We start from the raw sequence: 11,139 nt of genomic DNA on the forward strand, positions 1-11,139 counted from the left end.
GATGGTCGAGCCGACACCCCGGGACGCGCCCCTGCGCGCCGAGCGGGACGCCGCGCGGGCGGACCCGATGCTGCGCGCTCTCGGACCGTTCGGGCGCTTCGAGGGGATCGTCCCTCCGCTGTTCGAGGCGGTTGTGCGGATCCTGCACCCCTCCGACGACCCGCCCCGGCGGTGGCGCGAGGTCGCCGAGCGGGAGGGGACGCTCCTGCATCCGCTCGCGCAGTGGGACTCGCTCACCGGCGAGCATCCCGACGAGTACGCGGAGCCCCGCCTCGGAGTGCTCCCGCTCGACGAGCTCGCGGCCGTCGCCGCCGTGCTCGCGGAGCACACGAGCGCTCCCGAGGACTGCCTGGCCGTGTTCTGGGAGGGGTTCGGCGTGCTGAGCGGCGGGTCGCGAGTCCTGATCTCCCGCTCGGACGCCTCGGACGAGCTGCCCGAGTGGATGAGCGACACCCGGCCGACCGGCTGGGAGCACCCCGAGACCGCCGCCGCGGCGACGGTGGAGCTGCCGGGGCGGGAGGGGCCTCTGCTCTCGCTCGACGTCAGGGTGCTCGAGGACACCGCGTGGGCGCGCTCGGCGGGCTTCGCCGACGCCTCCGGGCTCGTCGTGCAGACTCCGCTCGCGCTCTGGCCGGAGGACCGGGCCTGGTACCTCGCGAGCGAGGTCGACTTCGACTCGACGCTGATCGGCGGCTCGCGCGCCCTCGTCGACGACCTGCTGCGGCTCTCCGCCGCGGGGCGCATCGAGGCGCTCCTCCTGCCGGATCAGGTGGACCTCACGAGCACCGGTGACCGGCTCGACCCGAGGCGGCGGTGACGGGGTGAGCGACGAGGACGACGAGCGCTGGCTCGTGGTGAAGGGCCGCCGATGGCGGCGCACCGACCCCTCGCTGCCGGAGGACGTGGTCGCCGTCCTCACCTCGCACCTCGGGCGCGGGCGCTCGGGAGTGCGCTCGGCCAGGATGCACGAGGACGCGGAGGCGGAGGCGCTGGCGCGCAGGAGGGTCGGGCTCGCCAAGCACGGGCTGGGCGAGCGCGGACCGGCATGGTGGGACGAGCCCGAGGCCGATCGGCTCGAGCGCGCCCGCGAGGCGCTGCGGGCGCTCGAGGAGCTCGACGCTCCGGAGGACTGACTCGGCTTCTGCATCCCCCGAGCGTGCTCGTCGGGCGAGGCGGGCGGGGAGTGCCCGAGCGGATCCGGGGAGAGCGCGCGGAACCGCGGCCTGTGGAGGAGGACCGCCCCCGCGGAGGCCGCCGACCGAGGCCGCCCGCCGAGGCCGCGAGCCGAGCCCGCCCGCCCCTAGCGGAACCTCACCACGAAGCCGTCCTCCGGCCCGGTCGGGAAGCTCTGCAGGCTCACGCGCAGATCCTGCCCGTCCTCGACGTCGTACGGGTGCCCCGCGGCCAGGAGCTCCAGCGCCGCGGACAGCAGGTCGACGGTCGCCGGCTCGCCCGGGCACCGGTGGTCGCCTCCGTAGTGCCCGCCGCCCTGGGCGATGAAGCCGTTGCGGTCGACCGGCGACCGGAACCGCTCCGGATCGAAGCGGCCCGGCACCTCCCAGTGCGAGCCGTGGTCCGTCGCGTAGAGGTCGAGCAGCATCCACTGCCCCGCGGGAAGCGTCTCGCCGCGGAAGTCCAGCTCCCGGCGGGCCCTTCCTCCGACCATCGGGAAGAACGGGTAGAAGCGCCGCACCTCGTTCGCGAACGCGACGCGCTCCTCCTGGTCGGCGAGCCGCTCCCGCCACTCCGGATGCCGGTGCAGCGCGAGCGCCGCCAGCACCACGAAGCGCCCCACCGCGACCGTGGGCCGCAGCAGGTTGATCAGCTCCACCGCGGCGACCTCGACGGGGAGGAGGCCGCCGTCCTCCTTCTCGTGCGCGATCCGGTGCAGGGGAGTCGGGGAGGGTCCGGCCGTCCGGCTCGCCTCGATCAGGCCGCGCGCCCACCGCTCGGTCGAGCGGCGGCGGAGTCGCGCGGCCCAGTTGGGCGGGCCGAAGCGCCCGGCGTTGTCGATCATCGCCCGGAGCTCGTCCGTGCGCCGCAGCACCTCCTCCTCGTCGGCCTCGATGCCGGCCCAGGACAGGACCGCGCGGCCCAGGACCTCCGCGGCGACGTCCTGGAGGCGGACCCGCTCGCCGGTCAGCCGGGCGGCGGACGCCTGCCACTCCCGCGCGAAGGCCGAGACCAGCCTCGACCGCTGCTCGGGCGTCTCCACCAGATCCAGGAACATCCGCTTCCGCCTCCGGTGCGGCTCGTCCTCGAGGGTCTGCACGCTGCCCTCGTCCTGCAGGAGGTGCAGCACGGAGCCGGGCAGCGCGCCCTCGCGGTCGAAGCGCCCGCCCTCGTAGAAGAAGCGCGCCGCCTCGATGCCGCGCGCCATGATCACGGGCCGTCCGAGGATCCGGGTGCGGAACGCGTCCGCGCCCACGTCGTCGAAGCGCCGCGTCCCGAAGAAGTAGCCGTCGGCGAGGACGGCCGCGCTGCTGTCGACCGCGGGGAGGACGGGGATCGAGGCGGCGATCAGCCGGCCGATCCCTCGGTGTCGTCGCCCTCGGCCTGCGAGGGCTTGTCGACGCCCGCGTCGTCGACGTGGTCGTGGTTCTGCGGGTTCTCCTGCGGCTGCTCGGTCCGGTCGGTCATGGTGCTCCTCTCGCGTCGGCGCGGTGCGCGCCTCGCGGCCACGGTAGGAAGAGCGTGGCGGACCCGGGTACCCCGTTGACTCGCGGGGGAGGGGCGGGCAGACTCCGCCGCCCTCAGCGCCTCCGCAGGAGGACCGGCGCGGTCGCCCAGACCACGGCGAGCAGCAGCAGCACGCCTCCGCCCGCCCAGAGGCCTGCCGGCCCGCCCAGCACGACGTCGAACACGAAGCCCACGACTCCGACGAACAGCAGCGATCCCGCCGCGAGGCACACCGTGACCACCCGGTTGCCGAACCGCACCAGCTCGGCCTTCCTCCGCCGCTGGAACAGCAGCCGGTGGGCGATGACGGGCGCCAGCGCCAGGATCGTGACGCACGCGGCGAGCAGGACGAGCACGAGGTAGAGCGCCACGTCGGGCGGCGCGAGGTCGGCGAAGCGCTGCTGGAAGCACAGCGTCAGCAGGAAGCCGCCCAGGATCTGCGTGCCGGTCTGCACGACCCGCAGCTCCTGCAGGATCTCGTTCCAGTTGCGGTCGGATCGCTCCTCCACCGTCTCGTCGCGACCGGAGTCGGGGGCGGAGGGGTCGACGGGTCGGTCGCTCATGGGACGAGGGTAGAGCTCAGGCGAGCAGGGACTCCGCCAGCGAGATCGCCCCGCGCACCCCGGACTCGTCGCCGAGGGCCGGGCGCACGATGCGGATCCGCCCGCCGCCCGTCCCCGTCGCTCCGGGCGCGCCCATCAGCCGCTCGACCTCGGCCTCGACCGCGGGGACGAGCCCCGGCGTCTTCGACACGCCTCCGCCGACGACCGCGAGCCGCACGCCCGCGACGTAGGCGAGCGTCGTGACGAGCTGCGCGAGGTAGTAGGAGCTGAAGCGGAGGTTGGCGGCCGCCTCCTCGGGGCCGAGGCGGGAGCCGTCGACGCCCCAGCGCGCCGAGATCGCGGGACCGGCGACCAGGCCCTCGAGGCAGTCGCCGTGGAACGGGCAGGTGCCGGCGAAGCCGTCCTCGGGGTGGCGGCGGGGCAGAAGGTGCGCGACCTCGGGCCAGCCGCTGCCGGCGAGGAGCCGTCCGCCCGCGATCACGCCGCCGCCGACTCCGGTGCCGACGGTCAGGTAGACGAAGTCGTCGACTCCGGTTCCGGCGCCCCAGCGGGCCTCGCCCAGGGCGGCTCCATTGACGTCGGTGACCAGCGCGAGCCGCGCGCCCGGTGCGGCCGAGCCGATCGGGCCGAGGACGTCGGTGCCTTCCCAGCCGAGCTTCGGCGTGGAGGTGAGGTGTCCGTAGGTCGGCGAGCCGGGGTCGATGTCGAGCGGGCCGAAGGAGGCGACGCCGACCGCGGCGACGGTGCCGTCGACTCCGTGGCCGCTGACGAAGCCGGCCAGATCGGCGAGAGTCTCGGCGGGCCCGCGGGTCGGCAGGGTCGTCGTCGCGAGGATCCGCTCGGGATCAGCGGCGTCGGCGACCGCCGCGACGACCTTCGTGCCCCCGGTCTCGATGCCGACGAGGAGGGGACGGTCGGCGGTGGCGCTCATGGATCTCCAGGGCTCGTGCGGTGCGTCTCGGGTCTCAGCAGGCGGACAGCGAGCGCACCTGCGCCGACAGGGTCAGGGGGCTGCCGAGGAGCAGCACCTGATCGAGGTCGTGGCCCTGCATCTTCACACGGGTGCTGCGCGGCAGGCAGGTCGGCTCGCTGAGGTAGAGCGGGGCGCCCTGCTTCGCGGCGACCGGGCCGACGGCCAGCGCGTCGGCGAAGCCGGTGGCGGTCGCGAGGTAGACGGTGTCGCCCAGCTCGGACGGCGGGAAGACGTCGTTGAGGCGTCGGCTGGTGTCGTGGCGGTCCGTCCCGGCGATGCGCGACACGGTGCCGGCGATCTTCGCGGCGCGCAGGTCTGCCTCGACGGCGGTCGAGATCGACGGCGCACCGCCGAGCAGCTGCACGGAGGAGGGGTCGAGTCCGGCGAGGGTGTCACGGGTCGGCTGGTCGAGGCGCGAGCGGGCGCCGTCGACGAGGAGGACGGGCTCGGCGCGGCGGCCGGCGATCGGCGCGACCGAGAGGGCGTCCGGGAAGTTGGTGCCGGTCGCGACGAAGACGTTCTCGTAGCTGCCGTCCGGGAAGGCGTCCTCGACGATCCGGCGTGAGGTGTCGTAGCGGTCGACGCCCTCGATGCGCTCGGTCGGGATCCCGAGGGCCTTCACCTGCTGGAGCACCGACTCGCTCACGGAGAGGGCGCTGCCGACCACGACGATCCGCTGCGGGGCGAGGCGGCGCAGCTCGGCCGCCACCACGGCGGGCAGGACGCTCGGGTCGGTGAGCAGGAGGGCGCCGCCCTGCTTCGCGGCGGCGGGGCCGGCGCTCAGCGCGTCCGGCCAGTTCGCTCCGCTGGCGAGGTAGACGACGGGGGCGCCGTCGGCGAATCCGGAGGCGGTCACCGCGACGGCGGTCGCGTACCGGTCGGTCCCGGCGAGGCGGGCGACGTCGGAGGAGTAGGCGGACGGGAAGAAGTCGATGCCGCTGCGGCCGCCCGGCGGCACGGAGACGACCGCGCGCTCGTCGAGGCGGGCCAGGCGCGAGAAGTACTGGTCGTCGTAGGCGGGGTACCCCGGCTCCACGAGGCGCAGGAGGTAGTCGCCGGCGGGCAGGGCGAGGTCGCCCGTGTCCCACGCGCGGGCGGCGCCGGGGGCTCCGGTGACGGGGACGGTGTCGAGCAGCGAGTACGTCCCTCCGTCGACCCACCAGGCCTGCACGTCGAAGGAGGGGGAGGAGACGCCCGGGACCGCGTCGGCGGTGACCGATCCGGACAGCTCGGCGCTGCGCAGGAGGGAGATGGCGACGGACTCGTCGGTCCCCCGGGTCGTCCTCGCGGCCTCGGCGACCGGGGTGTCGCCGAACCAGGTCGGGTACCAGTCGTCGCTGCCGATCAGGTTCGCGCGGACGGTGAGGGGCTCGCCGCCGGGAACGGGGAGGGAGAAGTCCGCGCCCGTGTTCGCCTGGGCGACCACGTCCCCTTCGGCGTCCTCGACCTGGACGTAGAAGTACGGGTTCTCGGGGGCGGGGTGCTCCTCATCGGCGTCGCGGAGCGCGATGGTGCCGGACAGGACGACCTCGGCGGCCGCCTCCTGCGCGGCGCTCGCGCCCGGGAGATCGGGGGCGGCGACGGCCGGACCGGCGGCGAGGCCGGCCAGCAGGAGAGCGGAGACGCCGATCGCGGCGAGGGGGCGTGCGGGCACGGCGGGCCTTTCGGCAGGATCCGCGGGAGGCCGCGGCGGACACGGTGTCTGAATGCTAGCCGCCGCCCGCCTCCGGGCGAGGGCGGGTGTCGGCGGGATGGGCCCCCGTCCGGGGGACGGTGGTGGTGGATTCCCGGGGCCGCCGGAGGAGTCCGCGCGAGCAGGCTCCCCCGGCGGCCCGGGTCGGATCCCCTACTTGACGACCGCTGCGGTGGCGGCGGAGGTGCGCGTCGCCGTCGTGTAGTCGGCCTTTTTGCCGGTGACGGTCACCGTGATCTTCTTCCCCACCGTGGCGCTGGTCGGCTTGTAGGTGGCGGAGGTCGCCCCGGAGATCGCGGTGCCGTTCGCCTTCCACTGGTAGGTGAGGGCCACCGGCGAGGGACCCCACGTGCCCGGCTTGGCGGTCAGGGTGGATCCGACCTTCGCGGTGCCGGTGATCGTCGGGGTCGCGGCGGAGAGGGTGCCCGCCACCACGGCGCTCGTCTTCGCAGAGGTCTTCGTCACGGCGGTGAATCCGGACTTCGACCCCGTGACCGTCACGGTGATCGCCTTGCCGAGAGTGGCGCCGGTCGGCGTGTACGTCGCAGACGTCGCCCCGCTCAGAGCGGTGCCGTTCGCCTTCCACTGGTAGGCGAGGGCGACGGGGGAGGGGCCCCAGGTGCCGGGCTTCGCGGTGAGGGTCGAGCCGACCTTCGCCGTGCCGCTGATGGTCGGCGTCGCGGCGGTGATCGCGCCGCCGGTCACGGCAGCGGTCCCGGAGGAGACGCGTGTCGTCGAGACGTAGCCCGACTTCGAGCCCGTGACGGCGACGGTGATCACCCTGCCCGCGTCGCCCGCGACCGGACGGTACGTGGTGCCGGTCGCCCCGCTGATCGCGGTGCCGTTCGCGCGCCACTGGTACGCGAGGGCCACGGGGGAGGGGCCCCAGGTGCCGGCGCTCGCCGTGAGCGTCGAGCCGACCGCGGCGGTGCCGGTGACGGTCGGAGTCGCGGCGGTGAGGGCGGTGCCGCCGATGCGCACGACGGTCGATGCCGCCCCGCTGTCGCCTCCGGCGTTGATCGCGCTGACGCTCATCGTGTAGGTGGCGCCCGCCGCCAGGTGCGTGAACGTGAAGGAGCGGGCGGTGGCGGCGACCGTCGTCGACCACGGACCGGCGCCCGCGTTGTCGACGCCGTTGCGCGAGACGCGGTAGCCGGTGATCGCCGGGTTGCCGGCCGACTCCGGAGGCGCCCAGGAGATCGTCGCGGATCGCACGCTGTCGTTCGTGGTGCCGGCGACGCGCGTGGGAACGGACGGGGCTTCGTACGGGTCGGCGGTCTGGACGAAGGTCGTCGGGGAACTGCTGCCGAGCGCGTTGATGGCCTGGACGGTGAAGGAGTAGGACGTGTTGGGCCGGAGGTTCGTGAAGGTCTGCGAGCGGCGGTCGGCCGAGACGACGGTCGACCAGGGGCCGCTGCCGGCCGCGTCTGTGCCGTTGCGGCTGACTCTGTAGCCCGTGATGGGGCTGCCGCCGTCGTAGTACGGGGCGTCCCACTGGACCGTGATGGAGGTGCCGGAGGAGTCGGCGTACACGCCGCCAGGCGAATAGGGCGCCGAGATGTCGGCGCCGAAGGTGGCGCAAGAGGCGGGAGAGTCCGCATAGGTGTTGTGGTCTCCCCCTTCGTACGACTCCTCGCTCTCAGAGGCCGCCCAGAGGCAGAAGACGTACCGGTGGTGGGGCAGGTACGGGAAGTCGTAGGAGGTGTCTGTAAATGGAAGGCTGCCATCAAAGTAGCCGTGGTCGGTCGGGTCGTCGGATGACGCCAAGTCGTTGATGGTGTAGCGGTACTCGTCGAAGTTGCAGGCCTGGCCATTGACCGACGGTCGTGCCCATCGGGCGGAAGCCAGATACGTGGACGCGTCCGCTGCAACGCTCAAATCTCCCGGTGCGGGGACGTCCCAGAAGTGCAAGAACGAGGCTTCGCTCGGCGAGCTCTGCGTCGACGACGCAACGAGCGGCAGGCCGTCGGTGCCGCCCGCGAAGGGCGCCCGGAGGTCGGTCACGCTCGACACCTCGAAGGCATAGTTCTTCTGCGAGCGGGGGAGGTTGATCGTGGCGGTCGTGGTCTTCCCGGTCTCGGCGAGGCTCACCGAATAGGACTTCCCGTAGTTGTCTTCGTAGTAGTAGGCCGAGTAGCGGGCGGACACGTGGATCCGATATCCGGCCGTCGCCGACGCGGACGGCGTCCAGGAGACGGTGACCGCATCGGTGCAGTCGTTGTCGGTCACGGTCACGTTCGTCGGCGCAGCCGGCGATCCCGCGGCCTGGGCCGGGGTCGCGACGAAGAGGGAGAGGAGCAGGGCGAGGAAAAGGGAGACGCTGAGGGTCTTCGTTCGCATGGAGGAGGGCATCCGGATTCGTCGGAGCGAGAAGGCCGACGACTGTCGGGCCGGAGGGATCGTCCCATGCCGCTTATCGCTGCCCTAAGTCCCCCATTCAGGGCAGAATTCGACGGATTCCACAGATGTCATCAGCGCGATGACAAGAGAGAGGGATAAGGCCTTCTCGCCGAGAGGCGCAACGTCGTCCCTCCGAAAGCCCCTGCCTCAGGGCGAGGAGGAGTAGTCGCGGCCGCAATACAACGCCCCGCGCGAGAGCCGCGGCGGTTTCCCGCGCCGCACCCGGTGTCCACGCGCGTTCCGTGCGCCTCACGGCGAAAACCGCACGATCGGCGCGTGCAAGACTGGGCGCGAGCGTGCTCCATCCCGTTGCGTCATGCGCGGGGCACGGAGCCACTGGACCCGGTCCGCTCATCCGCATCCTTTCGCAGGAGGACTCGAATGACCGATACCGCCGTGCTCGCCGAGGCACCCGCCCGAACCGCCGTCGCGAAGACGATCCTGATGTGCCGTCCCGAGCACTTCACCGTCGTCTACCGCATCAATCCGTGGATGGACCCGCAGGTCCCCACCGACACCTCCCTCGCCGTCCGGCAGTGGCAGACCCTCTACGACACCTACGCCGACCTCGGCTTCACGATCGAGCTGATCGAGCCCGAGGCCGGACTGCCGGACATGGTCTACGCGGCCAACGGCGGATTCGTGATCGACGGCATCGCCTACGGTGCGTCCTTCACCTACCCCGAGCGCCAGCCCGAGGGCCCGGCGTACATGGACTGGTTCCGCTCGGCCGGCTTCGACGTCCGCGTCCCCGAGGAGGTCAACGAGGGCGAGGGCGACTTCCTCCTCGTCGGCGAGCGGATCCTCGCCGGCACGGGCTTCCGCTCCGCCTCCGACTCGCACGCCGAGGTCGCCCGCGTCTTCGGCCGCGAGGTCGTCACGCTCGAGCTCGTGAACCCGTCGTTCTACCACCTCGACACAGCGATCGCCGTGCTCGACGACACGAACATCGCCTACCTTCCGAGCGCGTTCAGCGAGGAGGGCAACCGCACCCTCCGCGAGCTCTACCCCGACGCGATCCTCGTCTCGGAGGAGGACGCGTCCGTGCTCGGGCTGAACTCTTTCTCCGACGGCCTCAATGTCGTCATCGCGTCCCGTGCGACGGGCTTCGAGCGCCAGCTGCGCGAGCGCGGCTACAACCCGATCGGCGTCGACCTGTCGGAGCTGCTGCTCGGCGGCGGCGGCGTGAAGTGCTGCACGCTCGAGCTGCGCCGCTGACCCACTCCCCGTGGTCGGCGACCAGCAGCGCCGACCCACCCTCCACTGTCCACGATCCGTCGCACTCGACGCCGAGTGCGACGACTCCTGGAGAGTCGATCGTCCCCTCAGGAGGAACGACATGAGCATCACCGACACCGACACCGCCCGCTCCGCCGCCCTCATCGCCGCGGAGGAGGAGCACGCCGCCCACAACTACCACCCGCTGCCCGTCGTCGCGGCCACCGGCGACGGCGCCTGGATCACCGACGTCGAGGGCGTCCGCTACCTCGACTGCCTCGCCGCCTACTCCGCCGTGAACTTCGGCCACTCGCACCCGGTGCTGCTGGAGGCGGCCCGCGAGCAGCTCGGCCGCGTCACCCTGACCAGCCGCGCGTTCCACAACGACCGCCTCGGCCCGTTCGTCACGGCGCTCGCCGCGCTCGCCGGCAAGGACATGGTCCTGCCGATGAACACGGGCGCGGAGGCGGTCGAGTCGGGCATCAAGGTCGCCCGCGCCTGGGGCTACCGGGTCAAGGGCGTCGCTCCGGGCCGGGCGAACATCGTCGTCGCGGCGGGCAACTTCCACGGCCGCACGACCACGATCATCTCGTTCAGCGACGACGCGGAGGCGCGCGACGGCTTCGCCCCGTTCACGCCCGGATTCCGCACGGTCCCGTTCGGCGACGCGGAGGCCCTCGAGGCCGCGATCGACGACGACACCGTGGCGGTGCTGATCGAGCCGATCCAGGGCGAGGCGGGCATCGTCGTGCCGCCGGCCGACTACCTCCCGGCCGTCCGCGAGATCACCGCGCGCCGCAACGTCCTCTTCATCGCGGATGAGATCCAGTCCGGCCTCGGCCGCACCGGCGCCACCTTCGCCTGCGACCTGGTCGGAGTCGTCCCCGACGTCTACCTGCTCGGCAAGGCGCTCGGCGGCGGCATCGTCCCCGTCTCGGCCGTGGTCGCGGACGCCGACGTGCTCGGCGTCCTGCAGCCGGGCCAGCACGGCTCCACCTTCGGCGGCAACCCGCTCGCCGCGGCCGTCGGCCTCGCAGTCGTCGAGATGCTCGCGACCGGCGAGTACCAGGCCCTCGCCCGCGAGCGCGGCGCGCAGTTGCACGCCCGCCTCGAGGCGCTGATCGGCCGCGGAGTGGTCGCCGTCCGCGGCGCCGGACTCTGGGCCGGCATCGACATCGACCCGGGGCTCGCCTCGGGCCGCGCCGTCTGCGAGGCCCTGATGGCCCGCGGAGTGCTGGCCAAGGACACCCACGGCTCGACGATCCGCCTGGCGCCGCCGCTCGTGGTCACCGCCGCCGAGATCGACTTCGCCGTCGACGAGCTGGAGGCCGTGCTCGAGTCGCTGCGCTGAGGCGCACCGTCCTCCCTCCGCGAGGTGCCGCTCCGGTCCGCGACACGCTGTGTCCGGCGTGCCCGAACGGCATCCCGCGGGAGGGGGAGGGACGTGTTGAGACGGGACGTCTCGATGTCGCGGCAGGCCGTCGCCGCTCTGCGATACTCGCGCGATGAGTACACCTCTCCCGCCGGAGAACACCCCGCCCTTGACCCGGTAGCCCCAGGCGCGGGCGACCTTGATGCCCGACTCGACCGCCTCCGCGCCCGTGTTCATCGGC

At 73.1% G+C, this 11,139-nt stretch carries 9 protein-coding genes; 4 read left to right on the forward strand and 5 right to left on the reverse strand.

Translation table 11 applies throughout. The features are described from left to right. Position 1: 1 nt before the first annotated feature. Positions 2-817 carry a hypothetical protein gene (locus C5C50_RS07715; RefSeq protein WP_104273209.1) on the forward strand — a complete coding sequence of 272 codons (816 nt, stop codon included), beginning with the start codon at positions 2-4 and terminating at the stop codon, positions 815-817. A gap of 4 nt (positions 818-821) precedes the next feature. Further along, entirely contained in the window at positions 822-1,133 is a 312-nt protein-coding gene (locus tag C5C50_RS07720; RefSeq protein WP_104273215.1) for a biopolymer transporter Tol, read from the forward strand. A 167-nt stretch (positions 1,134-1,300) separates the two neighbouring features. Here the strand turns inward: C5C50_RS07720 and C5C50_RS07725 are convergent, their stop codons facing one another. From C5C50_RS07725 to C5C50_RS07745, 5 genes are all read right to left on the reverse strand, one after another. After that, on the reverse strand, positions 1,301-2,428 hold the full coding sequence (locus C5C50_RS07725; protein WP_104273210.1) for a cytochrome P450: 1,128 nt from the start codon (positions 2,426-2,428) through the stop codon (positions 1,301-1,303). 325 nt (positions 2,429-2,753) lie between these two features. After that, entirely contained in the window at positions 2,754-3,242 is a 489-nt protein-coding gene (locus C5C50_RS07730) for a DUF6328 family protein (RefSeq protein WP_104223741.1), read from the reverse strand. A 16-nt stretch (positions 3,243-3,258) separates the two neighbouring features. After that, positions 3,259-4,173 carry an ROK family protein gene (locus C5C50_RS07735; RefSeq protein ID WP_104223740.1) on the reverse strand — a complete coding sequence of 305 codons (915 nt, stop codon included), beginning with the start codon at positions 4,171-4,173 and terminating at the stop codon, positions 3,259-3,261. 34 nt (positions 4,174-4,207) lie between these two features. Beyond that, positions 4,208-5,869, reverse strand: a complete 1,662-nt coding sequence (locus C5C50_RS07740) for a cell wall-binding repeat-containing protein (RefSeq protein ID WP_104273211.1) — start codon at positions 5,867-5,869, stop codon at positions 4,208-4,210. 192 nt (positions 5,870-6,061) lie between these two features. Continuing rightward, the gene (locus tag C5C50_RS07745) at positions 6,062-8,248 is read right to left on the reverse strand and encodes a fibronectin type III domain-containing protein (protein WP_181133901.1); all 2,187 of its coding nucleotides are present in this window, start codon (positions 8,246-8,248) and stop codon (positions 6,062-6,064) included. Positions 8,249-8,689: 441 nt separating this feature from the next. Here C5C50_RS07745 and ddaH point away from each other — a divergent pair, with 441 nt between their 5' ends. Beyond that, positions 8,690-9,526 (forward strand): dimethylargininase, encoded by an 837-nt coding sequence (gene ddaH, locus C5C50_RS07750; RefSeq protein WP_104256072.1) that lies wholly within the window; start codon positions 8,690-8,692, stop codon positions 9,524-9,526. A 121-nt stretch (positions 9,527-9,647) separates the two neighbouring features. Then, complete coding sequence (gene rocD / locus C5C50_RS07755) at positions 9,648-10,877, forward strand: ornithine--oxo-acid transaminase (protein ID WP_181067838.1); 1,230 nt, start codon at positions 9,648-9,650, stop codon at positions 10,875-10,877. The last annotated feature ends 262 nt before the right edge of the window (positions 10,878-11,139 follow it).

Origin of the sequence: Rathayibacter sp. AY1D9, assembly GCF_002932395.1 — a bacterium.
In the GTDB taxonomy this organism is placed as follows: Bacteria; Actinomycetota; Actinomycetes; order Actinomycetales; family Microbacteriaceae; genus Rathayibacter.

Bases quoted from the DNA above. Each gene is read 5' to 3' on its own strand.
- ddaH (WP_104256072.1), top strand. From the start codon at position 8,690: ATGACCGATACCGCCGTGCTCGCCGAGGCACCCGCCCGAACCGCCGTC.
- C5C50_RS07730 (WP_104223741.1), bottom strand. From the start codon at position 3,242: ATGAGCGACCGACCCGTCGACCCCTCCGCCCCCGACTCCGGTCGCGAC.
- C5C50_RS07715 (WP_104273209.1), top strand. From the start codon at position 2: ATGGTCGAGCCGACACCCCGGGACGCGCCCCTGCGCGCCGAGCGGGAC.
- rocD (WP_181067838.1), top strand. From the start codon at position 9,648: ATGAGCATCACCGACACCGACACCGCCCGCTCCGCCGCCCTCATCGCC.
- C5C50_RS07735 (WP_104223740.1), bottom strand. From the start codon at position 4,173: ATGAGCGCCACCGCCGACCGTCCCCTCCTCGTCGGCATCGAGACCGGG.
- C5C50_RS07745 (WP_181133901.1), bottom strand. From the start codon at position 8,248: ATGCGAACGAAGACCCTCAGCGTCTCCCTTTTCCTCGCCCTGCTCCTC.